The sequence below is a fragment of the Vibrio sp. HI00D65 genome (genome assembly GCF_001635455.1).
In the GTDB taxonomy this organism is placed as follows: Bacteria; Pseudomonadota; Gammaproteobacteria; order Enterobacterales; family Vibrionaceae; genus Vibrio.
This window is the reverse complement of record NZ_LWEH01000005.1, coordinates 206,991-230,336: the sequence shown is the minus strand read 5'-3', so window position 1 is coordinate 230,336 and position 23,346 is coordinate 206,991. Positions and strand designations below refer to the sequence as shown.

Genomic DNA, 23,346 nt, shown 5'->3' with positions numbered 1-23,346 from the left:
GGCTGGAATGGCGTTCGGTCCGTAGTAAAGCTATTCTAAATAACCCATGTGATATTAATTTGTAACATTGGGTAATAATTATTAATAACAACTTGTGGTTTGTTTACTAAGTAAGCTTTTTCATGCAATGAAGTTTGTAACTCAGATGAATACAATGGGTTACGTAACCTTACATTATAAGAAATTTAATATGATAGTATCTTCGAAATTTCGAAGATCTCAAGATAATGTAAAAGGTTCTATTCATGCTATCAAAAAGTCAATCGTATAAGTTAACGTTTTACGGGGTATTAAAAAGCTTATATAGATTACTTCCTGTACTACCTTCAAAAACTAAGATGTCTAAGAACCTTAGGCTTGCAGAGTTATATGTACAAAAAAAAGACTATAAAAATGCTATTAGAATGATAGAAGAGTTAGTCTACAAATTCGAAAAAAGCGAATACTGTTTCATGTTATTGAATTTATATCTAATGATTGGTGATTTAGAAAAATCTAAAGCGCTTGAAGTGTCATTAGATTCGACCAGTGAAAGTACTAACCTTGTAAAGAGCTTGGATATCTTAAACTCAAGTGTGAACGACTCTGATAAAGTGGCTTTTATCAAATCATACATTGCGAGCAAAGGAGCTTCTTCAGTACTTATTGATGTTAAAAGTGGAGGACAGCATTTAACTAAACTGTCTAAAGAGGAAAGGGATCTTGTTAAAAACACCAAGCTCTACCTAAAGCAGCGAAGAGATTGGAGTCGTAGGAATAGTCCACCGACTTACATCAAATCGCTCTATAACAAAGATGAGCAAAACAAAATTGATGAGTTGTTTAGTGATGTATTGCCTATTGTAAGAGCGACCAAAGTATCTTTATCTGATCATGATAGCTCAGTTATATCTGTACAAAATGGGTTTAGAGCGACCACAGGTCAACCAGAAGCGGCAGATCGCCGAGTGCTTTTCTTCGGAGCATCAACAACTTTCTCGTATGGTATGAGCGACAAAAATACGATTGTAAGTCAGGTTCAGAAAAATATTAATAAAGTAACCGATAATGTAAGAGTTGAAAATCATGGTGTACTAGGGATGAATTTGCTTCTAGCAATGAATAATTTGGTACAAACTGAGATCAAGGAGGGTGATGTAATTGTTTTTTTCAACTTTGATGAATTCAAAAATGTTGAAGATCCGTCTGTACTATCGATTGATCTTAACGATGTTGACCGAGGAAGTGACTTTTTCATTGATTTAAATGCCCGTCATTGTCATTACTCTCCTAAGGGGAATAAGGTAATGGCAGAGATCGTGACAAATAAGTTAATACCTGTGTTGAAAAGTGAACCTTTACCGTCTCAATTCGACTTAGATAATAGAATGTTGTGTGTTCTAGAAAAGTTCAAGTACTTCCTATTCAGACATACTGCGCAGGCGCTTGAATCTTGTGAAATGAAATCTTACTTAGAGTTATTGGATCAACACGCTACAGAAGATGAAGGTGTCATAGGTAGCGTAGCGGTTAATTGTAACCCTATTACTAAGGGGCATTTGCACTTAATCGAGCACGCGGCAAGAAGTGTCGATAAGTTGTTCATTTTCGTTATCGAAGAAGACAAATCTTTCTTTAAATTTGAAGACCGATTTAAGTTAGTCTTTGAGAGTACCAAGCATATTAGCAACGTAACCGTTATTCGAGGCGGAAAGTTTATTTGTACTGAATTGACTTATCCTGATTACTTCGATAAAGAAACTTCTGAAGCTAAAGCTGATGCATCAATGGAAGCCTGGTTTTTCTGCGAGTACATAGCTAAGAAGCTGAATATTAGCAAGATATTCCTTGGGAATGAGCCAAAATGTCAAATTACCCAACAATACAACGAAAAAATGCAAGAGCTGCTCCCTGCATACGATATTGAAGTTGAAATCATTGAGCGTATTTCAACAAACGGTGTTGTGATCAGTGCTTCTAAAGTAAGAGAGTTCCTAGCTAATAGAGATTTTACTAGTATTGAAGCAATAGTACCTAAACCAACCTACTTATTTTTAAAAGAAAATTACTAGGTAAGATTTATAGGCCTTTAATTTACTCGCTAAGCCAGTTTTCCGACTGGCTTTTTATTTGAACTTTCGGGTGATCCATTATTTTACCAGAGATTTAGATTTGTCTTCAGACGAATGCTCTTGGTTTTGTGTTTGCCATTTGCGCAATCTGTAGTAATTTCAACCTCCAAAGTTCGATAATTAATCACTTGAATTAAAAGATAAAAATTATTGTTGACGAAATTTTTCCATCCGTTAAAGTACACCTCGTTCTCACGGCTTAGGTCGCTGAGAGATGGCGTTCTATTTCAGTAATAGGCACACATAATTGTGTTGCCCTGGTGGTGGAATTGGTAGACACAAGGGATTTAAAATCCCTCGGCGTTCGCGCTGTGCCGGTTCAAGTCCGGCCTGGGGCACCATCTATCTTGTTTCTACTTCTTAAGTAGAGTGATAAACAAAGAGTTGTTCTCTTAAATCACTATTAAAGGCGCCTTGGCAGAGTGGCTATGCAGCGGATTGCAAATCCGTGGACCTCGGTTCGACTCCGGGAGGCGCCTCCATTCTTTCTCTTAGTTTGATAAGTTAAGATAGATTCGAATGAAATTGCGATACTAGCTCAGTTGGTAGAGCGCAACCTTGCCAAGGTTGAGGTCATCGGTTCGAACCCGATGTATCGCTCCAAATTTTGTAGTGTTGATTGATGTTGACATTAAGATGGTGTTTTACTTTTCAGTAATCGGCATCGCAATAAAGAATTGCGTGCCCTGGTGGTGGAATTGGTAGACACAAGGGATTTAAAATCCCTCGACGTTCGCGTTGTGCCGGTTCAAGTCCGGCCCGGGGCACCATCTATTTGGTTGTTACTTCTCTAGGTAGCATCCAAAAGAGTAGTTCTCTTAAAACACTATTGAAGGCGCCTTGGCAGAGTGGCTATGCAGCGGATTGCAAATCCGTGGACCTCGGTTCGACTCCGGGAGGCGCCTCCATAATTCAAGTCGAAAGGCCAGCAGAAATGCTGGCCTTTTTGCTATATGGCATTCTTATCTATTGACTTTTCTATATTCCGTTGCCTACCTTTTTATCAAAAGGGCACTTCAATCTAATAGTTCAGACTTTTGTATCTCGTACTACTGATTTGTCACTTTATGTAGGCGTATGTTGAGCGATTCGAGCAGGCGACATCGTCGTGTGCAAGAAAACACTGCTGAATATTATTTATTGGCTAAGTCAGTAAACGGTTCTGAGCAATGATTACGTGTGTAAGCTTTGATAGGGGATTTAAGTAGTGTAAGAGAAGTATTTCATCACTCAGGTTTTCATATTTATACACACTTGGTCATGAAGGCATCGTGTTTTAGTCGCTTATTATCGTAATCATGACCATAAATAAAAATGATTGTCATTTACTTGCGTGTTGCCAGTCTGTTGTGAAATATTACAACAATCTTAACGGTGTGTTTGGTTGCTTGCTTATTAAATTGCTCTAAACCTTATCTAATCTACAGTTGTTCGTTTGCTATGGCTTAAATTCAGCCACTTCTACCTCTTTTGTTCTACCCCTTTGGGGTAGTTCGATTTCGTAATTGATTTACATCATATTTTCATTTTCTTTCATAATTCATTATTCGCTCAGTTAAGAAATATAACCTTCAGGAATTCTTATGAGCAAGATGAAGCTAGTCGTGATCGGTAACGGGATGGTAGGCCATCGCTATATCGAAGATTTGGTTGAAAAGACAGACGTTGCTAACATTGACATCACAGTCTTCTGTGAAGAGCCTCGCGTAGCCTATGATCGTGTACACCTTTCTTCTTATTTTTCACACCATACTGCGGACGAACTTTCTTTAGTTAAAGAAGGCTTCTACGAGAAACACGGCATCAACATGCTGATCGGTGAGCGCGCTATTAACGTTAACCGTGAAAAGAAAACAGTTTACTCAAGCACAGGTCGTGAAATTCAATACGACAAGCTAATCCTTGCTACTGGTTCATACCCATTCGTTCCGCCAATCAAAGGTAACGAAGGTAAAGATTGTTTCGTTTACCGCACAATTGAAGATTTGAAAGCTATTGAAGCAACCGCTAAGAATTCTAAATCTGGTGTGGTTGTTGGTGGTGGTTTACTTGGTCTTGAAGCGGCGGGCGCACTAAAAGCTCTTGGCGTAACTACGCACGTTGTTGAGTTTGCTCCAAAGCTAATGGCTGAGCAGCTTGATCAAGCAGGTGGCAACCAACTTCGTCAAAAAATCAAACGTATGGGCGTAAACGTACATACAAGCAAAAACACGCTTCAGATTGCTCCTGAAGGCACTGAAGCTCGTAACGTGATGCGTTTTGCAGACGGTACTGAGTTAGAAACAGATTTCATTGTATTCTCTGCAGGTATCCGCCCTCAAGACAAACTTGCTCGTCAAATGGGTCTGGGTATCGCGCCTCGTGGTGGTATAGAGATTAACGATCACTGTCAAACAACAGATAAAGACATCTACGCGATCGGTGAGTGTGCGTCATGGAACCAAACGTTCTACGGCCTAGTTGCTCCTGGTTACAAGATGGCGACAGTTGCAGTTGACCACATTGTTGGTAACGAAAGCACGTTCGAAGGTGCTGATATGTCTGCGAAGCTTAAGCTTTTAGGTGTGAAAGTAGGTTCTATCGGTGACGCAAACGGTCGTACTCCTGGTTGTAAGAGCTACGTTTATCAAAACGAAGAGCAAGAAGTTTACAAGCGTCTAATTGTTTCTGAAGACAATAAGAAGCTGCTTGGTGCAGTAATGGTTGGAGACACGTCTGACTACGGTGATCTTCTACAGCTTATGCTGAATGAAATCGACCTTCCTGAACATCCAGATGCGTTGATTCTTCCTGCACACGCCGGTGCTGAAAAACCAACACTTGGCGCAGACTCTCTTCCTGAATCTGCAGTTATCTGTTCTTGTTTTGATGTAACGAAAGGCAAGATCGCTCAAGCGGTTGCTGAAGGTCACCACACAATCGGTGATATCAAAGCAGTAACGGGCGCGGGTACTGGCTGTGGTGGTTGTATTCCACTTGTAACTTCAGTACTTAATGCTGAACTTGCTAAAGCTGGTGTAGAAGTTAAGAACGATGTGTGTGAGCACTTTGCTTACTCTCGCCAAGAGCTTTTCCACCTAATTCGCATTGAAGAAATCAAAACATTCGATGAGCTACTAGAGAAGTACGGTAAAGGCTACGGCTGTGAAGTATGTAAACCTCTAGCAGGTTCTATCCTTGCTTCTTGCTGGGGTGAACACATCCTTAAGCCTGAACTAGTGAAACTGCACGATACCAACGATAACTTTCTAGGTAACATGCAAAAAGACGGTACTTACTCTGTTATCCCTCGTATGGCGGGTGGTGAAGTAACGCCTCAAGCGCTAAGCGTTCTGGCTGATGTTGCGGCTGAATACAACCTTTACACTAAGATCACTGGTGCACAACGTATTGGTCTGTTCGGTGCTCAAAAAGATGACTTACCAGCAATCTGGAAGAAGTTAATCGCAGCAGGCTACGAAACGGGTCAAGCCTACGCAAAAGCACTTCGTATGGCTAAGACATGTGTTGGTTCTACTTGGTGTCGTTACGGCGTCCAAGATTCAGTTGGTCTTGGCGTGATGATCGAGAACCGTTACAAAGGCATCCGTACTCCTCATAAGATGAAGTTTGGTGTGTCTGGTTGTACTCGTGAGTGTGCTGAAGCTCAAGGTAAAGATTTAGGTATTATCGCGACTGATGCAGGTTGGAACATGTACGTATGTGGTAACGGTGGTATGAAGCCTCGTCACGCAGACCTACTAGCAAGCGACCTAGACCAAGAAATGTTAATCAAGTACATCGACCGCTTCATGATGTTCTATATCCGAACTGCTGCTCCGCTGCAACGTACTTCGGTATGGATGGATAACCTAGATGGTGGTGTGGATTACCTACGTGAAGTTATCATCGATAACAAGCTTGGTATCAACGACCAACTTGAAGCTGACATTGCTGGCCTTGTAGACAACTTTGCTTGTGAGTGGACAGACACTATCAACGATGAAGCTCAACTTAAGCGCTTCGCTCACTTCATCAACGCGGATGACCGTGATGATAACGTTGTGTTTGTTGATGACGGCCGTGAACAACACCGTCCAGCGACATTCATAGAGAAACATCCTGAAGCGAAGGGCGATATCCTTCACGTTGAACTGGTTTAATTGGGAGACGACATCATGGCATTTACCAAAGTTTGTAAGATCGTAGACATTATCCCAGGTACAGGTGTTTGTGCATTGGTTGCTGGTGAGCAAGTGGCTATCTTCCGCCCAACAAAAGCTGAAGAAGTGCAAGCGATTAGCAATACAGACCCTTACTTTCAATCTAACGTGTTATCTCGTGGTTTGATTGTAGAGCACCAAGACGAGCTTTGGGTGGCGAGCCCACTTAAGAAGCAACGCTTTAACCTGATAACAGGTGTTTGCATGGAAGACGAGAACTTCAACGTGAAAGCGTACAAAGCTCGTGTTACTAAAGGCGCTGTAGAAATCTCTGCTTAATCTTTTGATGAGTAAGATTTGATAGTTCAAGGGTTTTAGTTATCGATATTGCCTTAACTCGGCAACTAGAACCTTTTCCTATCCAATTTTAACTTTTAAATTTAACTTTTAAGGACAACCTTATGTCTACTGATTTTAAACCGGCAGAATTCGTTCAAACAATGATCGATGTAGGTGAAGCTAAAACCAAGACAGGTACTCGCGATCTTCTGATCCGAAGCACTATGGCTGGTATTATTCTTTCTCTTGCGGTTGTAGTAGCTATCACGACTATCGTTCAAACGGGTATCGGTATTGTTGGCGCGCTCGTGTTCCCTGTTGGTTTCGTAATTCTTAGTGTAATGGGTTACGACTTAGTAACGGGTGTGTTTGGTTTTGCGCCTTTAGCGAAATTCGACAACCGTCCGGGTATCACTTGGGGTCGTATTCTACGCTGTTGGGGGCTTGTTGGTTTGGGTAACCTTATCGGTTCTCTGATTGTTGCTTTCCTAGTTGCGGTTTCACTAACAGGTAACTTCTCTCTAGAGCCAAACGCTGTTGCTCAGAAGTTCATTGCAGTTTCTACTAGCCGTAGCCTAGGTTTTGAAAACATGGGTATGGACGGATGGATCACGTGTTTTGTTCGCGGTATCTTCTGTAACCTAATGGTTTGTCTTGGCGTAATTGGCAACATGACAGCACGTACTGTATCTGGCCGTGTAGCGATGATGTGGTTCCCAATCTTCATCTTTTTCGCACTAGTATTTGAGCACACAGTAGTAAACATGTTCCTATTTCCACTGGGTATGATTCTTGGCGCTGATTTCGGTATTGCGACGTGGTTGAACTTCAACCTTGTCCCAACAATCCTAGGTAACATCGTTGGTGGTTTGTTCCTAGCATGTGTTCCACTATTCCTAACTCACGCTAGAACAGCTCCTTCTCTAGGCGCTAAGTAATTCGAATACTCTAGGTTAAAGAGTAATTGATAAAGTGTGTTAAGCCCCAAACTGTTGATTTGGAGCTTTTTGGATCTCAACACTCTTTACTTAGATAGCAGTGCACCTAAGTTGGGCTACATGTGTTCGAGAATGGTGCAAATATCAGTGTTTACCAACGTAATAGATTGTTTTGTTATATAAACTTCTATCTTGATTAGAATTAATCGTGAAGTTTTACGGCAACAACTGATAGTCTAAGAAGTAAGGATATTGCTGATTCATTGAATGATGGATCATCAAACAGAATTAAGCTTGAAATATAACAAGCTAACTTTCGGAGCAAAGTATGTCAGAAGTATCGCCATCGAATGTTAATAAAGAAAGCAATGGATTTGTATCACTGGTTGGTGCTGGGCCGGGTGACCCAGACTTGTTAACGTTAAAAGCAGCACGCGTCATCCAAAAAGCGGATATACTGGTTTACGATCGTTTAGTATCAAAAGATATCTTGGCGATGGCAAACCCAGAAGCAGAGATGTTGTATGTAGGTAAAAAGCTCGACCACCACTGTGTTCCACAAGACCAAATTAATCAATTACTGGTCACTAAAGCTCACGAAAACAAGCATGTAGTCCGCTTAAAAGGTGGGGATTCGTTTATCTTCGGCCGTGGTGGGGAAGAGTGTGAAGCGCTTGCAGAGAACAATGTTAAATTTGAAGTCATTCCTGGTATTACTGCCGCTTCGGGTGCTACGGCTTATGCGGGTATTCCACTGACGCATCGCGACCACGCTCAAAGTGTTCAGTTTATAACTGGTCACCTTAAAAAAGACGGCGAAGATATTGATTGGCAATCTCTGGCACAACACAATCACACTATCGTATTCTACATGGGATTAAAAGAAAGCCCGAATATTCAGAAGAACCTACTTGATAACGGCATGCGCGCAGATATGCCAGTGGCTATCATTGAAAATGGGACGCGCCGAGAGCAGAAGGTGTTTCGAGGTGGATTGACTGACCTAGCAAACCTCGCCAGCGTCGCGATGAGCCCCGCACTGATTGTGGTTGGAAGTGTGGCCCAACTCCATGACAAACTTGATTGGTTTTATAAGTAATTGATTCAAAATTAACTTTCGTCTTGTGAGTCAGATTCTGCAGCGGCTGCTTTGTCGCTGCATTTCTTGTTGACGCATTGGCATTTCATCAATAATGTCGGTGATGACGTTCCAATCCGTTTTACCATTCCAACGATGCTTTTCTTTGCCGTCTTTGCCAATTAATACTGCAGTGTGAGAGCCCTTTGGAATCTCATAAATGCTAGTCACTGCTTCTAAGTTAAACTCTTCCTCAAGCCAAGTGGGGACGGTGTATCCGCTCTCTGCTATCACCATTATGACAACATCTCTTTCGTTCAGCTGGCAGTTATTTATCAGCACTTCATTAAGAAACTCTTTTACCACCGAGTCTTCCTCTGGTGCGAAATAAATGACGCTGCGATGAGGCAGTGGCTGAGAATGGGAATAGGCTGGATAGGCAAACACCGAATGAGTGGAGAGGCTCGAAATCAACACGATGCTGAAAGTTATCAGCTTGATCAAAGTTAACAAACTATTGGAAGGAGCTAGAGCGGCCCTTGTGGTGTTGTCGAAGCTTATGTGAGATTTGTGTTTTTGTCGGTGTAGCATAGACAACCTCCCTTAAATAGCCTGTTAGCTTTACTTGTATCTCTAATCGCTAGCACTTGTATAGTGGATACCAAGGTCAAAAACGATTGTCCAGTTTGATAAACATCTGTTAAGCATAGTTAGGATTACGTTAAACATGCTTAGATTTACGTTAACCATAACCAACAGGTTCATTTTTATTGGATAAAGCGACTCGCATTTTAGGGTTGAATAGAATAGGGTATACCGAAAATCTAAAGGTATGAATTTATGGAAAACATAGCTATTTTGGTCGATGTTCAAAACGTTTACTACACAACACGAGACAAATACCGTTCTAATTTTGACTACAACCAATTTTGGTATGTAGCGACAGAAGGTCGAAATGTTGTTGCGGCTCATGCGTATGCGATTTCTAGTCAAGATCCTAAGCAGCGTCAATTCCATCATATTCTGCGTGGTGTGGGTTTTGATGTGAAATTGAAGCCATTTATTCAGCGTCGTGATGGCAGTGCGAAAGGTGACTGGGATGTTGGTATTGCCTTAGATGCCATCGAACTAGCAGAGAATGTGGATACAATCGTTTTAGTCTCTGGAGATGGGGACTTTGAGATCCTCGTGGAAAGAATTAAACAGCGCTTTGGCAAAAAAGTGGAAGTGTACGGTGTACCCGGGCTTACTGCTCAAAATCTTATCGATTCTGCGTCAAAGTTCGTTCCGATTGAAAAAGATTTCCTACTATAGAGTAAATCTCTCATTTACAATTGAAATTAACAATAACGATAATTAGAATGCAAACTATTATTATTTATTGGTTTGTATGATGTCGCGCGTTTTAGTTGTTGATGATGATATTCAGTTGTGTGAATTATTGGGTGAAGTTCTAGAGAATGAGGGGTATCACGTTGATACCGTTCATTGTGGTGAGGCTGCACTAGAGTTTATCCAATCCAATCTTGTTGATTTAGTGTTACTTGATGTGATGCTGCCTAACCTCAGCGGTATGCAAGTAGCAAGGCGAATCTGTCAGCGATTTGCTACGCCTATCTTGATGCTAACGGCACTCAATGACGATGCATCGATGCTTGATGGTTATCAAGCTGGAGCCGATCAATACATCGCTAAACCTTTCAATGTTCCTGAGCTACTGACTCGTATCAAGGTTATCTTACGTCGAGTTGGATTTGAGCGTCAGAGACAGTCTCTAGCTTCATCTAACCATGGTTTGTGTGAACGGATTTCTCGTTTACCGCTAACTGGTACAGAAAAAGATCTGCTTGATTATTTGATTAAGAATGACGGCATTGTTGTATCTAAGTCTGACTTACAAATACATGTCTTAAAGAAAGAGCTGTGTCCCTTTGATCGCAATCTAGACATGCACATCAGTAATATCCGTCGGAAGCTAGTACAGGCAGGGTTGTCTAAACAGCATATTAAAACGGTTCGTGGTAAAGGATATAGTTACCTAGTGTCGGTTGGAACATGAGTGCCAAACTAATACGTTGCCCCGACTTCATTGCCAAACGTAAAGATGGATTAACGTTCCAACTTTTCTCATATCTGACGATCATCCTTGTCAGTATCTTTATTTTTCAAGCTGTTGCCGAAAAGGCGTTGATGAAGGCACTACTTAAGGTGCCTGATTCTGTTAAGCAAGAAATGTTGGATCTCGCCTATCAAGCCGATGTGTTAATTGAACATGGGGATATGGATGAGCTGGCTGATTGGGCCAATGCTCAACAGTACTATTTGTTTGTTTTAGACAAAAATAATCATCCTCTGACACATCGGCACATGCACCCTCATTTTGAGTTCAAGTTACGTTTCTTGAGAACGTTAGATCATCAATTGGATGCCGTTGTTAATCGGCCAATTTTTGGTCTACCCCTAGAAAGCGGTAATAGCTTAGTTATCCAATTGCCACACCGATTCCATCCCGCAAATTCGTTTGGCTTGTATTCGTCATTGATGAAGGTATTCATCGCTTTCATGATCCTTTCTTTGTTCTCTTTAATCATGGCAAGAAGACTACAACAACCTTTGGATCGTCTAAGAGAAGCGAGTCGACGTTTGGCGCAGGGTGACTTCTCTGTACAAGTCGTATCTGAATTAAAATCAAACACACGAGAGTTTAATGAACTGGCTGTAGATTTTGATCATATGACGTTTGAGATTAAATCCTTGGCAGAAAAACAACGCCGCTTGATACGAGATGTCTCTCATGAGCTCAGAACCCCGTTAGCAAGGCAAAACCTCGCTCTGCATCTGTTACGTAATAAGGTGGATGAGAAGAGTACTGGGCTGCTTGACCGTATGGAAAGTGAAACTGAAGAGATGAACAAACTAGTGGGCGAAATCCTCGAGTTTAGTCGCTTAGAAACCTCTCGTTACGATTCCAAGCTCAGCTTGATGCAGCTTGAGCAATATTGTTCGATGCTTATCGCGCAAATGCAAAATGACTTAAAACCCAATCAAACGCTAGTGGGTGATTTAGATATTCCAACCTCGATGGTGAACATTGATGAACGATTGCTTTTAAGAATCATAGGCAATTTGGTTGGTAATGCGATTAAGTATGCGGGTGAGCATGCACATATTTCGGTCACGACGTATGAAAAGACTGTTGATCAGCGTTACAGTGTCATTTCTGTAGAAGATGATGGAGAAGGAATTCCTGATACCCAAATTGCAGGTATCTTTGATCCGTTTACTCGTATTGAAACCGCTAGAGACAAGCAGTCTGGTGGCTACGGCCTGGGCCTTGCCATCGTGAAAGAGGCAATGGTTGTTATGAATGGTCATGTGACGGCGGAGAATAGAGAAAATGGGGGACTCAGAGTGAATCTAATGTTCCCAATTTGTGAGCCCGTTAATTGACCTTGCCGTTCTGGTTATATTAAGGCTGGAGTATTGATATTAATGGTTGATACCCAAACCCCATAAAAAACGCCACAGCAAATACTGTGGCGTTTTTTGTGTTTCTAGCTAAAGCGTTAGCCATTATTTGCGCTTTAGCTTGAAGCTGGGCTGTTAGATTACGCTTCTTGGCGTGATAGCTTAACTTCTTCTTCTTTCTCACCTGCTGCAGGGTTGTTGAAGCGCGACTCATCAAGAGCGCCTTCAGACTTGGCAACGATGATAGATACGGCACTATCACCGGTGATGTTTACAGCGGTACGGATCATGTCTAGAAGACGGTCAACACCCATAATTAGAGCGATACCTTCTAGTGGTAGGCCAACTTGGTTCAATACCATCGCTAGCATAACCAGACCAACACCAGGGACACCTGCAGTACCTACAGAAGCCAAAGTCGCAGTTAGGATAACCATTAGGTAATCGCCCATAGTAAGGTCGATGTTGTATGCTTGTGCGATAAACGCAGTCGCAACACCTTGCATGATTGCAGTACCGTCCATGTTCACTGTCGCACCTAATGGAACAGTGAATGAAGCAACTTTGTTGTCTACACCCATGCGGTTCTTAGCGGTTTCCATTGTTACAGGAATCGTTGCGTTTGAAGAGGCTGTTGAGAACGCAAACATGATCGCATCTTCCATCTTACGCAGGAACGTAATAGGGTTAAGGCCAGTGAACCCTTTAAGCATTGCACTGTAAGTCACTAAACCGTGCAATAGGAGAGTGCCTGCAAGTACAAGGAAGTATTCTGCTAAGCTCCAAATTGCGTCCAAACCTAAACCAGAGAAAAGTCTTGCCATTAAGAAGAATACGCCAAAAGGAGCAAGGTTCATCAGCAGAGCAACAAGCTTCATGATCACTTCGTTTAGGTCTGCAAATACAGCAGCAATACGTTCGCCTGGTTTACCAGCAGCACTAATTGCGACACCGAATAGCACAGCAAATACGATCACTTGTAGTGTTTTGCCCTCAGCCATCGCCTGAATAGGGTTGGTTGGGAACATATTAATGATGACTTGGCCCAAAGAGGGGGCATCCGCTGACTTAAACGAGCTCGCAGCAGTCAGATCCGCACCAGCACCAGGTTGGAATAGGTTACCGATCGTCAATGCTAGAGTGATAGCAACGGCTGTAGTACCGATATAAAGTGCAAGCGTTTTGCCACCCATACGGCCGAGAGTTGATAAGTCTTTAAGGGAACTTGTACCACACACTAGCGACACGAAGACTAGAGGGACAACAAGCATTTTTAAACTTGCGACAAAAATTTGACCGCCTACTTCAAAGAGTCCGTTAACGATGTAGTTGTTAACAAATCCACTTTCTGCAAAAAGGGATTGAATGGCAAATCCCGTTAATATACCCACGACCATACCAAGAATTACTCGGCCAGTCAGAGACATAGGTTTTTTGGTATTCATTTAGAACACTCCTTATTATTTATAACTTTGATACCTTTTCAAAGTGAGCAGGAGATTAGCAGTCGGATAATCAAATCGAAAAACAAAAAATGAATTTGGAATTATAGATGTGATCAAAATCACTGATAAATGTGTAAATTAAACAAATTTAAATAAAATAATTCACTAATAATTAACATTTATCGAGGCTTTTATACATAAAAACGCGAAATCAAAGCTAATAATTAAGATAAGATAAAATTTTTATCGTTTTTTGATTGTTAGATTGAGTGAATAAATAACGCTGTTTCAAAATTTTTAACGGTGGTGGTGGGGACCCGAACAAAAACACTTCTAAGTATCTGTATTGAATCAGGTTCTGTTACATCTAATGAATAACGCTTACCAAGACCTCAACAAAACTTTACGAATGCAAAGAATGTAAATTCAATGCAAATGGTAATAGTTATCACTTATATTCTCTCGCGAAAAGATTCAGTGGTACCGGTAACGGTTCTGAGAGCACATTAAATAATTAATCCAAGTGCTCGTACAAAAAGAATAAAAGCGGAGTAAAGGACATGTTTTCAAAGAGCCCATTGGCTTTAGTGATCGGCGCAGTATTAGCTTCACCAGCAGTATTGGCAGAAACAGCAAAAACAGACGAGCACATGGTTGTTGAAGGTCGTGACTACGGTTACAAAGCCGACACGAATACAACAGCAATGCGCATGGAGGCGACTCAATTAGAGACTCCGGGGCAAGTTTCAGTAATCGATGAGCAAATTATCGATGAACAGCGTGCATCAACTCTTGGTGAAGTTCTAAAGAACGATGCATCTATTTCCGCAGGTTCAAAATCTACAAACCGTGAACGTTTCAATCTACGTGGTTTCGAACTAGATAGTGGTTCAAGCTACCTGCGTGACGGTGTTCAACATTGGTCTCATTATCGTCAACCTATCGAGCTTTTAGAGCGTGTAGAAGTGTTGAAAGGACCTGCTGGCCTCCTTTATGGTGAATCAACACCGGGTGGCTTAGTAAACATGGTTTCTAAAAAGCCAACTTACGAGACACAAGTGTCTGTTAGCCAAGATATTGGTTCAGATAACTACACTCGTACAGTCGCAGATGTGAGCGGCTCTTTAAACGAAGCTCAAACGTTGAGAGCGCGAGCTATCGTCTCTCAAGAAAATCAAGATTCATACCGCACGCGCTTTGATGGTATAGACGCAGAAACTGACCGTTTTGTTGGTGGCCTATTTGTCGATTACGATATTAATGATGACGTAATGCTATCTCTGCACTATGACCGTACTCAAGAGTTAGGTGATCTAGACAATGGCTCAGAGATTGACACTGCAACTGGTAAAGTAATTGATCCAAATACAGTAACTGATCAACGTTTTGCACAAACAGACAATGACGTAGCGAACTACGGTGCTGCTATTGCAGCTAATCTGAATGAAACATGGTCTGTTAAAACAGGTATTAGCCGTCAGTTCTACGAGCGTCAGCGTACTGAATCGAACAATACAGTATACAGCGATAAAAACGGCGGTTACGGCTACAAAGTATCAGATCGTCACGACGAGTGGACGTTTGACACGGCTTACGTAGATTTTACTGGTGATTTCGATGCTCTAGGTGTAAACCACCGACTACTTGTTGGTGTTAATGGCCTTCATTACGATTACGAGCGTTTATACGACTCTGGTTACACTTGTGTTAATGCAACTGAAGCAGAAGCAGAAGCTGCATGTGGTAATGGTTTTGATATGCCTTCTAACGTTAGCTACAAGAACGACAATGAAGTATCTCACTCTGAAAGCCAACACTACGGTCTATATGTTCAAGACTTAGTAACACTTAACGAACAGTGGCAAGTTCTTGGTGGCGTTCGTTTCGCATACGACAAAACGACGAGCAGTTCTAATCAAGAAGAGAGCTACAACAACATTCTTCCTAAGTTTGGTGTAATTTACTCTCCGGCTTCAAATGGTTCAATTTACGCAGTTTACTCTGAAAGTTTTGAACCTGTTGGTGAAATCACAGATCAAGACGACGTGAACTTTGGTCAGTCTCAAGATGCTAAGAAAGGTACACTTTACGAACTAGGCTCTAAGTGGGAACTGTTTGATGAGCGTTTGTTAGTATCAGGAGCATTGTTCCAGATCACTCAATCGAACATGCAAGTGACTGAAGATCTAGACCCAGCAAGTAATAACGGCAAAGAAACACGTACAACTCAAGTTGGTGAACAAGTTCACACTGGTGTTGAATTGGCCGCAACTGGCTACGTGACGGAAGCATTCTCTGTAAGTGCATCTACAATGTTTCTAGATGCTGAGTACCAGAATGACCCAGCTCTTGAAGGCAAAACACCTGCTGATGTACCAGAGTTTACTGCGAGCATTTGGTCTACTTACTCGTTCAATAACGGTACTGATGTAAACCTTGGTGTTTACCACGTAGGTGAGCGTTACACAGAGAGCTCTAACACCTTCAAAAAAGACGCATACACTCGTGTAGATATGGGCATTGCACATACTATCAAATATGACGAGAACTTAGATTTTGTTGCTCGCTTCAATGTAGAGAACTTATTTGATACAGATTACCTTGAAGGTGGTAGTACAAGCGGTGTAGTTGTGGGCGAAGGTCGTAACTACATGGCTACTTTACAGGTAAAATACTAATTTGTTAGCAGGGTACTGTTTGTAGCCTAAATATGAAGGGGGAGGTTTCGGCTTTCCCCTTTCGTGATTCTGCTATTTAATAAAAATATCCCTAGTAATGCGAGTGATTTTTAATGATAATGAGACTGCTTATCAATAAAATTCATTTGAACTTCTTCTATAGTAAATGACTACAATTATGAATCTTTTAAAAACTAGCCTAGCGCTTGCCATCAGTGTGGTAGCAACGTCTTCTATGGCCAATAGCTTGGATCAAGCTCAATCAATTCAGAACAAGACCAATAACGCATCGGCTTCGAGCCAAAAGGTTATTGATAAAAGCTCCCAAGCAACTCTAATGCTTCAAGCTGAAATTGAGCGTCTTCAAGAAGAAGTCAAAAATCTAGAAATCTATCATGATCACCTTGCTGCTCTGGTTGAAAGCCAAAATCAAGAAGCTGAGAGTATTGAAGGGCAGATCGAAGAGATTAAATACACGCGCCAAGGCGTTGTGCCTTTGATGTATCAAATGATCGATGGCCTGCAACAGCTGGTAGAAAAAGACGTACCGATTAAGAAAGAGCAGCGTCTAGAGAGAGTTGAAAAGCTTCAAGCAATGATGACTCGTGCAGACGTAAGTGATGCTGAGAAATACCGCCGTATTCTAGAGGCGTACCAAATTGAGATGGATTATGGCATTAAGCTTGGTGCATACCAAGGTCGCGTAGAACTGGCGAGCGATAAAACGATTGAAGCAGACGTACTGCACTTAGGACGTATCTCTTTAGTTGCTCGTAACTTAAATGGCAGTCAGTACTGGGCTTGGAATCAAACAGCAGCTCAATGGCAAGAAGTTGATTCTTCGATGAAGTCTGAGCTCGATAAAGCGTACGATATTGCTAGTCAACAAGCGGCTCCAAGCTTGATTACTTTACCTGTTTCTTTCACTGTTGCGGAGGTTAAGTAATGAACTTAAAGCCATTAGTAGCATTGCTTTGTATCACGTCTATTTCCTTTTCTGCTTTCTCTGCTTCTGATACAACGGCTCAGCTAATTAACAAAGCGAAATCAGAAAATCGCGCTCAAGCTTCTCATAATGTGGTTCGTGAAGCTGACTTTAAAAAGACTGAACAAGAACTGAAAGCGATCAAAGTGCAACTTGAAGCGAAACGTAAATCGGTTCAAAACGCAACAGACGTTCTTACTAAAACGTTTAGCGATAACGAGAATAAGCTGGCTCGCTTAGAAGAAAAGCTGCGCTTAGAAACAGGTAGCCTTGGTGAGCTATTTGGTGTTGTTCGTCAAAACGCGAAAGAACTGGGCGCAGAACTTAGCTCAACAGTAAACAGCGTTGATCGCGCTGAGCATACAACGAGCGTTGAACAAATTATCGATGCGAAATCACTACCATCAATGCGCCAGCTTTCTGGCTTGTGGATGAGTATGGTAGAGCAGATTCAAGCGAGCTCTGAGCTTAGCAAATTTCAAATTGCTTTCATTAATGGTGAGGGTAATACACAAAATGTTAATGCTTATCGTCTTGGCTCGATTGGTCTAGTGACGGATCAAGGTTACGTTAGCTGGAACACTGAGCGTGAAGACGCCATCGCATACCTTAAACAGCCAGAAAATGGTCCAACGCTAACATCACTTTCTGCACTGGCAAATGGTGAAGTAGCAAATGTAGTTGTCGATCCTTCACGTGGATTCATGTTGGAGCAGTTGGCGCTAACACCTAGCCTATCTGATCGCCTTCAAGCGGGTGGTGTAGTTGGTAAAGTGATTCTTGGCTTACTGGCTATTGGTTTAATTATCGCATTGGTGCGTGGCGTGTCTCTATCGATTGCTCGTCAGAAAATTCGTGCGCAGCTTAAAAACCCTGAGAAAGCGGGTGACAACCCTCTAGGTCGTGTTCTTGCCGTGTACAACAAAGAGCAAAACCAAACGGTTGAAGCGTTAGAGTTACGTTTACTAGAAGCGGTTGTTGATGAACAAACTCACTTAGAGAAAGGTCTATCAATGCTTAAGTTATTGGCAGCGCTAGCACCAATGTTAGGTCTTCTAGGTACAGTAACGGGTATGATCGAAACGTTCCAGGTGATCACACAGTTTGGTAATGGCGACCCGAAGGTAATGGCGGGCGGTATTTCGATGGCGCTTGTAACAACCGTACTTGGTCTTGTTGCTGCAATGCCTCTTCTACTGGCACACAACATTCTTAGCACTCAAGCAGAAAACATCCGCAACATCCTTGAGAAGCAAGGTATTGGTCTTGTTGCTGAACAGGCTGAAAAGCCAACTGAATCGAGCGCTGTTGTGTCACCAGTTGGGACTGCTGCGTAATGGATATTTTGTCGGGTTCTCTATTACCAGCGAGTTGGTTAACGAGTGACTGGCTGCTGTCTTTATCAAGCTTTATGGAGCAGGGCGGTTTCGTCTTGTGGTGGCTAGCGGCTGTTGTCCTAGTGTATTGGGTGCTTGTGGTAGAGCGCGTTTTATATCTCGCGTTCTACTTTCCTAAGCAACGCCAAGCTTGGATAGCAAAGTGGCATGAAAGAGAAGATCACTCTTCTTGGCATGCCAAGTCCATTCGTGAAGGTTGGTTAGGTCAGGCCAGTATCTTGCTTAACCAAAACTTGAATTTTATTAAGCTATTAGTGGCTATCTGTCCGATGTTGGGCTTGTTAGGTACCGTAACCGGTATGATTTCTGTTTTTGATGTCATGGCGACACAAGGCAGCAGTGATCCTAAATTGATGGCTTCAGGCATTTCCTTGGCAACACTGCCAACTATGGCGGGTATGGTAGCCGCCTTGGCGGGTATGTTCGTACACGCTAGATTAGCCAAAGTGTGCAATCGCTTAGAATTGAAATTAGAAAAATCTTTAAGGAGTCAACGATGAGACTCGGTCGACGTCATTCTAAAAACGAAGAGGCTCAAATAGACCTAACTTCGATGCTTGATATCGTATTTATCATGCTTATTTTCTTTATTGTGACCAGTTCATTTGTTCGTGAATCGGGGGTTGAGGTTAACCGCCCGCAAGCTTCTAACGTAGTAAGCCAAAAGGATGCGGGCATCTTTGTTGCGATTACTTCTGCCAACGACATCTTTATTGATAAACGTGTCGTTGATGTTGAACGCGTTCAAGCGACGCTAGAGCATTTATTACTAGAACAACCGGATGCTTCTTTGGTTATTCAAGCTGATGAACACGCATACAATGGTACTGTTGTAAAAGTGATGGATGCTGCTAAAGGTGCGGGTGTTAAAAACATTGCACTTGCTGCTGATAAGCGATGATCTTGGAGGACCTTTATAAATGATTCGCTTATTTCTTGCTTTACCGTTAGCGGGGGCACTGGGCTTAGCACTGTTTTCTTTCATGGCTTGGATGGTCGACAATGGTCACCAACGTTCACCAGATGAGAGTGAGACGTTAAGTTTCAACATGGTGATGGTGGAACAGGAACAAGAAGTCCAAAGAAGACAACGTTCTGTCCCTGAAAAACCAGAAATGCCAGAGCCGCCACCGGAAGCGCAGACGTCTCAGTCACAAGCTGAAGTAACGCCTCTGAACTCGATGTCTTCATTACCTTCATTGGATTTGAATACATCAATTGATGGCTTAGCGATTAATGCACCAACATTTTCTGACTTTGGAGCAAACCAACATGCGATGCCACTTTATCGAGTGGAACCTCGTTATCCTGCGAAAGCGCTGAAGCGCGGAGCTGAAGGGCATGTGACTATGTCTTTTACCATCGATGAAACGGGACGCCCGAGAGACATTCAAGTTACTGATGCAAATCCGCGTCGTATGTTTGAACGTGAAGCGATACGTGCGCTGAAAAAATTCAAGTATCAGCCTAAGGTTGTGGATGGGAAATCAACTCCTCAATTTGGACAAACATTTACCTTTGAATTCAAGTTGGATAAATGATGAAACAGGTATGGATATTAGTGGGCTTGTTGTTATTGCCCCTTACGGCACAGGCGCAAGAGCTGTCTCAATATACTGCTATTCGTGTTCAAAAAGCACATAACCTTGCTCAAGAGGAGAAGGTAAAGCAAGCGATTGATGTTCTCGCTAATTTAGAGCTATCAAAAGGCTACGACAAAGCTTATGTGGCTCGTATGTTGGGTGTTTACTATTGGCAAGACGGTAAAACGGATGCCGCTATTAAGCAGCTGACGTACGCGGTCGACACTAACTTGCTTGTGGATGAGCAAGCATGGGTGACTAAACGCATGCTTGCTGATCTTCTATTAAATGATCAGCAGTTCACAAATGCGCTACCACATTACTATGAGCTAGTAAAAACGGCGCCAGAGACAGAAAAGAAAGATGTGCTTTGGATGCGAATTGCACAAGCAGAATACCAAATCGAAAACTGGTCAAAAGTGCTGGTGGCCATTGGTAATCACGACAAGTTCAATTCTAAACCACAGCTATCGCCATTATCGCTAAAGCTGGGTGCACAGCTGCAGTTAAAGCAGTGGAAGCAATCCATTCCAACGTTGGAGAGTCTTATCGAACTCCAACCTGAGAAAGATAATTGGTGGCGTCAGCTTGTTGGTATTCAGCTACAGTTAGAGCGCAGCAGAGATGCTTTGAATACATTGGCGTTAGCAGATCTACATGGTGTTGAGTTGAAAGACTCGGACCGTCGACTTCTTGCTCAGTTGTACGCAAAACGAGGCATTCCAGAGCGCGCAGCTCAAGAGATCGCTAAGCTAGATGATGCGAACAGTGATGTTAAGCTTTTGGCTGAGCAAGCTACATACTGGCAGCTAGCTAAAGAGTGGGACAACGCGATTGATGTTTGGACACTAGCATCTAAAAAGGACAGTCAATACCATTGGAATGTGGCTCAACTGCTTGTTCAACAAGGATACTACGACAGAGCACTAGTTGTTCTAGATAAAGTGAAAGACAAAAACAAACAAGCCGATGTTGCGTTAGCGAAAGTACGTTCATGGTACAAGCTCAAAAATCTGGATAACGCACTAGCTCAAGCGAAACGCGCTGATAACATCGAACCTTCTTCTGAAGCAAAAGGTTGGATTAAGTTTTTGACTCAACTAAGAACTGTCAGCGACAACGGAAATGCCTGATAGCTTATAACTAAAGAGGAACTAACAAAGGTGTCATTTGATTGTTCAAATGACGCCTTTTTTGTTTTGCAGGCTACGTGATAAGCAATAGAGCTAAAGAGTAGATGGAGGCATTATGGGCTGCACATCGTCCCGCTTGGTGAGCCACTTTCAATTACTCCACTCGCATTAACCACCCAGTTAATGGTGCAGTCTCGAAGTGGGTTTTTAAACGCATGCAAGGTGTAACCATTGTCTAGTGCATTTTGGGTCTCAACCCAAGCATAGTTTCGGGACTCCCAGAAACTGATAGGACGTGAACGTTCTGTTAGATATCGTTCCTGTACATCAGTTATGTTTGAGCCAATGTATTGCTGGATGTGTTCTTCCGTACTGGATATCTGACTTGAACATGCTGCAGTTAGCGCAGCTAAGGCCAATATGATAATACGCATTACTTAATTCCTTTTAGCTTGATCGCTCCATTCAAGAGCTTCCTAAACTTTTATCCTTTAAAGCCACAGCAGCCATCAAAAAATACATCACTCACTAGGTTGAAATATAAGAGCGAGGTTTCAGTATTTGAACAGACTGCGTGATCAATGCTGCTGTGTACACGTTAGCAAGAATATGCATTCAGTTCGATTATATCGTGTGTAATGGTGTGTAAATTTCCCAGCGTGTATCGGAAAACGTAAACAATGTAAATTGAATGCCAATACGAATGATTATCAACTAAATTGTCGCCATAAAATTTATAGGTAATGGTTTGTATGTCGTTAAAAAGTAGGGCAGTTCAGTCATGGGCTCGTCGACTTCATGTTTATATTTCTATGGCGCTCCTGTTTGTTGTTCTTTTTTTCTCAGTGACAGGTGTCACCCTGAATCGACCTGAGCTATTTGAATCAAGCCAGCCAAATGTCCAACGCTCTACGCTGACACTTCCTACTAGCTTGTTCACCATTCAAGACGGTCGATTGAAAGCCGATCAAACGGCTTTCGAAACGTTTCTGTTTGAAGAAGCGAACTTGTCTGGTGTTCCATCAGGTTTGGACATTTACGCAGAGATCGAAGACGGTGAGCTGCTCCTTGGCGAAGTGTCTATGGACTTTAAAGGCCCTGGCTATAACGCTTCCGTTTTCGTTGACGTGACGTCTGAAATTGTCGAAGTCGAAACCACTAATTACGGTGTCATCGCACTGCTGAATGACCTCCATAAAGGGCGTAACAGTGGTGAAGTTTGGAAGTGGTTTATCGATATCACAGCGCTATTGATGATCTTCTTTGTACTTACTGGCGTCTGCTTACTGTTACCTAAGAAAAAGACACTCAACACCTCCATCAAATGGACGGTGTTTGGGTCTGCGATCTCATTGGTTATCTATTTTGTCGCCGTGCCTTAGTTTTTGATTCGATTGATGATTCTTATTGAAGAGTGAACTGAGGGTTAAACGGATTTAAAAGGTTGTTAAACATGAAAAAAATGAACTGGAGTAAAGCGCTGCTTGCTTTATCTCTTTTCCCAAGCCTTGGTATGGCACAAGCGATCCCTGAAACGGCAAAGCTGGATGTGAGTTTTGAACTTCCAAAAATTGATACCTCAATGTATGCACGCCCTTATGTGGCGGTGTGGGTAGAGAACAGCGAAAGAAAGCCTGTCAAAACGGTCGAGCTTTGGGTTGGTAAAGACGAGTGGCTTAAAGATCTACGTAGTTGGTGGAGAAAAGTTGGCCGTTACGATCGTGAATTGGTTGATGCGGTGACGTCTGCGACACGTCCTGCGGGTCAATACCGTTTTGTTTGGGATGGTAAGAGCGACAGTGGTGAAACGCTTGAACAAGGTGAGTACACGGTTCATATCGAAGTGGTGCGTGAACATGGTGGTCGTAACTACCTTCGCCAAAAAGTTTCCCTTACAGATTCAAACGCATCTTACGAATTAAAAGCAACAGAAGAGACGGGTGAAATCACCTTGAACTACATCGCTAAATAGTAAGTGCGAATAGTAAAACTTAGCTGGACAGAATAGACAGTGGTCATCGTAGGCTCAGATAGAGCGACACGGCTAAC

20 protein-coding genes and 4 tRNA genes are annotated in these 23,346 nt (G+C 42.3%); 21 read left to right on the top strand and 3 right to left on the bottom strand.

The window, feature by feature from the left end; translation table 11 throughout:
• The first annotated feature begins 338 nt into the window (after window positions 1–338).
• The 9 genes from A3712_RS02045 (at window position 339) to cobA (ending at window position 8,629) form a co-directional block, all read left to right on the top strand.
• Window positions 339–2,051, top strand: a complete 1,713-nt coding sequence (locus A3712_RS02045) for a citrate lyase ligase (RefSeq protein WP_231891753.1) — start codon at window positions 339–341, stop codon at window positions 2,049–2,051.
• 314 nt (window positions 2,052–2,365) lie between these two features.
• Window positions 2,366–2,452, top strand: a tRNA-Leu gene (locus A3712_RS02040).
• Window positions 2,453–2,519: 67 nt separating this feature from the next.
• Window positions 2,520–2,593, top strand: a tRNA-Cys gene (locus A3712_RS02035).
• 201 nt (window positions 2,594–2,794) lie between these two features.
• Window positions 2,795–2,881 (top strand) — tRNA-Leu (locus A3712_RS02030).
• 64 nt (window positions 2,882–2,945) lie between these two features.
• Window positions 2,946–3,019, top strand: a tRNA-Cys gene (locus A3712_RS02025).
• A gap of 675 nt (window positions 3,020–3,694) precedes the next feature.
• Window positions 3,695–6,253, top strand: a complete 2,559-nt coding sequence (gene nirB / locus A3712_RS02020; RefSeq protein WP_063522065.1) for a nitrite reductase large subunit NirB — start codon at window positions 3,695–3,697, stop codon at window positions 6,251–6,253.
• A 15-nt stretch (window positions 6,254–6,268) separates the two neighbouring features.
• Window positions 6,269–6,592 carry a nitrite reductase small subunit NirD gene (gene nirD, locus A3712_RS02015; RefSeq protein ID WP_063522064.1) on the top strand — a complete coding sequence of 108 codons (324 nt, stop codon included), beginning with the start codon at window positions 6,269–6,271 and terminating at the stop codon, window positions 6,590–6,592.
• A gap of 122 nt (window positions 6,593–6,714) precedes the next feature.
• Complete coding sequence (locus A3712_RS02010; RefSeq protein ID WP_063522063.1) at window positions 6,715–7,530, top strand: formate/nitrite transporter family protein; 816 nt, start codon at window positions 6,715–6,717, stop codon at window positions 7,528–7,530.
• A gap of 328 nt (window positions 7,531–7,858) precedes the next feature.
• Window positions 7,859–8,629 (top strand): uroporphyrinogen-III C-methyltransferase, encoded by a 771-nt coding sequence (gene cobA / locus A3712_RS02005; RefSeq protein ID WP_063522062.1) that lies wholly within the window; start codon window positions 7,859–7,861, stop codon window positions 8,627–8,629.
• A 30-nt stretch (window positions 8,630–8,659) separates the two neighbouring features.
• On the opposite strand, the gene A3712_RS02000 is transcribed toward cobA, so the two are convergent.
• A complete protein-coding gene (locus A3712_RS02000) occupies window positions 8,660–9,199 on the bottom strand; it encodes a DUF4174 domain-containing protein (protein ID WP_063522061.1) in 540 nt (179 codons plus the stop codon).
• 249 nt (window positions 9,200–9,448) lie between these two features.
• On the opposite strand from A3712_RS02000, the gene A3712_RS01995 reads away from it, so the two are divergent.
• The 3 genes from A3712_RS01995 to A3712_RS01985 all read left to right on the top strand — a co-directional run bounded on the left by A3712_RS01995 (window position 9,449) and on the right by A3712_RS01985 (window position 12,058).
• Window positions 9,449–9,922 carry a LabA-like NYN domain-containing protein gene (locus A3712_RS01995; RefSeq protein WP_008219741.1) on the top strand — a complete coding sequence of 158 codons (474 nt, stop codon included), beginning with the start codon at window positions 9,449–9,451 and terminating at the stop codon, window positions 9,920–9,922.
• A 79-nt stretch (window positions 9,923–10,001) separates the two neighbouring features.
• The gene (locus A3712_RS01990) at window positions 10,002–10,667 is read left to right on the top strand and encodes a response regulator transcription factor (RefSeq protein WP_063522060.1); all 666 of its coding nucleotides are present in this window, start codon (window positions 10,002–10,004) and stop codon (window positions 10,665–10,667) included.
• Entirely contained in the window at window positions 10,664–12,058 is a 1,395-nt protein-coding gene (locus A3712_RS01985; protein ID WP_063522059.1) for a sensor histidine kinase, read from the top strand. The genes A3712_RS01990 and A3712_RS01985 overlap by 4 nt, the downstream gene beginning before the upstream one ends.
• 158 nt (window positions 12,059–12,216) lie before the next feature.
• Here the strand turns inward: A3712_RS01985 and A3712_RS01980 are convergent, their stop codons facing one another.
• Entirely contained in the window at window positions 12,217–13,521 is a 1,305-nt protein-coding gene (locus A3712_RS01980; RefSeq protein ID WP_063522058.1) for a dicarboxylate/amino acid:cation symporter, read from the bottom strand.
• 560 nt (window positions 13,522–14,081) lie between these two features.
• On the opposite strand from A3712_RS01980, the gene A3712_RS01975 reads away from it, so the two are divergent.
• The 7 genes from A3712_RS01975 to A3712_RS01945 all read left to right on the top strand — a co-directional run bounded on the left by A3712_RS01975 (window position 14,082) and on the right by A3712_RS01945 (window position 21,297).
• Window positions 14,082–16,199, top strand: a complete 2,118-nt coding sequence (locus A3712_RS01975) for a TonB-dependent siderophore receptor (protein ID WP_063522057.1) — start codon at window positions 14,082–14,084, stop codon at window positions 16,197–16,199.
• A gap of 178 nt (window positions 16,200–16,377) precedes the next feature.
• Window positions 16,378–17,145 (top strand): DUF3450 domain-containing protein, encoded by a 768-nt coding sequence (locus A3712_RS01970; RefSeq protein ID WP_063522056.1) that lies wholly within the window; start codon window positions 16,378–16,380, stop codon window positions 17,143–17,145.
• The gene (locus A3712_RS01965) at window positions 17,145–18,521 is read left to right on the top strand and encodes a MotA/TolQ/ExbB proton channel family protein (RefSeq protein ID WP_063522055.1); all 1,377 of its coding nucleotides are present in this window, start codon (window positions 17,145–17,147) and stop codon (window positions 18,519–18,521) included. The genes A3712_RS01970 and A3712_RS01965 overlap by 1 nt, the downstream gene beginning before the upstream one ends.
• Window positions 18,521–19,081, top strand: a complete 561-nt coding sequence (locus A3712_RS01960) for a MotA/TolQ/ExbB proton channel family protein (protein ID WP_063522054.1) — start codon at window positions 18,521–18,523, stop codon at window positions 19,079–19,081. The genes A3712_RS01965 and A3712_RS01960 overlap by 1 nt, the downstream gene beginning before the upstream one ends.
• Window positions 19,078–19,482 carry an ExbD/TolR family protein gene (locus A3712_RS01955; RefSeq protein WP_004739212.1) on the top strand — a complete coding sequence of 135 codons (405 nt, stop codon included), beginning with the start codon at window positions 19,078–19,080 and terminating at the stop codon, window positions 19,480–19,482. Before A3712_RS01960 ends, A3712_RS01955 begins: the two co-directional genes overlap by 4 nt.
• A 19-nt stretch (window positions 19,483–19,501) precedes the next feature.
• The gene (locus A3712_RS01950; RefSeq protein ID WP_063522053.1) at window positions 19,502–20,122 is read left to right on the top strand and encodes an energy transducer TonB; all 621 of its coding nucleotides are present in this window, start codon (window positions 19,502–19,504) and stop codon (window positions 20,120–20,122) included.
• Entirely contained in the window at window positions 20,119–21,297 is a 1,179-nt protein-coding gene (locus A3712_RS01945; protein ID WP_063522052.1) for a tetratricopeptide repeat protein, read from the top strand. The genes A3712_RS01950 and A3712_RS01945 overlap by 4 nt, the downstream gene beginning before the upstream one ends.
• A gap of 113 nt (window positions 21,298–21,410) precedes the next feature.
• Here A3712_RS01945 and A3712_RS01940 read toward each other — a convergent pair whose 3' ends face one another.
• The gene (locus A3712_RS01940; RefSeq protein ID WP_063522051.1) at window positions 21,411–21,731 is read right to left on the bottom strand and encodes a hypothetical protein; all 321 of its coding nucleotides are present in this window, start codon (window positions 21,729–21,731) and stop codon (window positions 21,411–21,413) included.
• 318 nt (window positions 21,732–22,049) lie between these two features.
• On the opposite strand from A3712_RS01940, the gene A3712_RS01935 reads away from it, so the two are divergent.
• Both A3712_RS01935 and A3712_RS01930 read left to right on the top strand, forming a co-directional pair.
• The gene (locus A3712_RS01935; protein WP_063522050.1) at window positions 22,050–22,679 is read left to right on the top strand and encodes a PepSY-associated TM helix domain-containing protein; all 630 of its coding nucleotides are present in this window, start codon (window positions 22,050–22,052) and stop codon (window positions 22,677–22,679) included.
• A gap of 71 nt (window positions 22,680–22,750) precedes the next feature.
• Window positions 22,751–23,269 (top strand): DUF2271 domain-containing protein, encoded by a 519-nt coding sequence (locus A3712_RS01930; protein WP_063522049.1) that lies wholly within the window; start codon window positions 22,751–22,753, stop codon window positions 23,267–23,269.
• Window positions 23,270–23,346 lie beyond the last annotated feature (77 nt).

Coding starts and splice junctions, on each gene's coding strand:
- A3712_RS02045 (WP_231891753.1), top strand. CDS start 339: ATGTCTAAGAACCTTAGGCTTGCAGAGTTATATGTACAAAAAAAAGAC.
- nirB (WP_063522065.1), top strand. CDS start 3,695: ATGAGCAAGATGAAGCTAGTCGTGATCGGTAACGGGATGGTAGGCCAT.
- nirD (WP_063522064.1), top strand. CDS start 6,269: ATGGCATTTACCAAAGTTTGTAAGATCGTAGACATTATCCCAGGTACA.
- A3712_RS02010 (WP_063522063.1), top strand. CDS start 6,715: ATGTCTACTGATTTTAAACCGGCAGAATTCGTTCAAACAATGATCGAT.
- cobA (WP_063522062.1), top strand. CDS start 7,859: ATGTCAGAAGTATCGCCATCGAATGTTAATAAAGAAAGCAATGGATTT.
- A3712_RS02000 (WP_063522061.1), bottom strand. CDS start 9,199: ATGCTACACCGACAAAAACACAAATCTCACATAAGCTTCGACAACACC.
- A3712_RS01995 (WP_008219741.1), top strand. CDS start 9,449: ATGGAAAACATAGCTATTTTGGTCGATGTTCAAAACGTTTACTACACA.
- A3712_RS01990 (WP_063522060.1), top strand. CDS start 10,002: ATGTCGCGCGTTTTAGTTGTTGATGATGATATTCAGTTGTGTGAATTA.
- A3712_RS01985 (WP_063522059.1), top strand. CDS start 10,664: ATGAGTGCCAAACTAATACGTTGCCCCGACTTCATTGCCAAACGTAAA.
- A3712_RS01980 (WP_063522058.1), bottom strand. CDS start 13,521: ATGAATACCAAAAAACCTATGTCTCTGACTGGCCGAGTAATTCTTGGT.
- A3712_RS01975 (WP_063522057.1), top strand. CDS start 14,082: ATGTTTTCAAAGAGCCCATTGGCTTTAGTGATCGGCGCAGTATTAGCT.
- A3712_RS01970 (WP_063522056.1), top strand. CDS start 16,378: ATGAATCTTTTAAAAACTAGCCTAGCGCTTGCCATCAGTGTGGTAGCA.
- A3712_RS01965 (WP_063522055.1), top strand. CDS start 17,145: ATGAACTTAAAGCCATTAGTAGCATTGCTTTGTATCACGTCTATTTCC.
- A3712_RS01960 (WP_063522054.1), top strand. CDS start 18,521: ATGGATATTTTGTCGGGTTCTCTATTACCAGCGAGTTGGTTAACGAGT.
- A3712_RS01955 (WP_004739212.1), top strand. CDS start 19,078: ATGAGACTCGGTCGACGTCATTCTAAAAACGAAGAGGCTCAAATAGAC.
- A3712_RS01950 (WP_063522053.1), top strand. CDS start 19,502: ATGATTCGCTTATTTCTTGCTTTACCGTTAGCGGGGGCACTGGGCTTA.
- A3712_RS01945 (WP_063522052.1), top strand. CDS start 20,119: ATGATGAAACAGGTATGGATATTAGTGGGCTTGTTGTTATTGCCCCTT.
- A3712_RS01940 (WP_063522051.1), bottom strand. CDS start 21,731: ATGCGTATTATCATATTGGCCTTAGCTGCGCTAACTGCAGCATGTTCA.
- A3712_RS01935 (WP_063522050.1), top strand. CDS start 22,050: ATGTCGTTAAAAAGTAGGGCAGTTCAGTCATGGGCTCGTCGACTTCAT.
- A3712_RS01930 (WP_063522049.1), top strand. CDS start 22,751: ATGAAAAAAATGAACTGGAGTAAAGCGCTGCTTGCTTTATCTCTTTTC.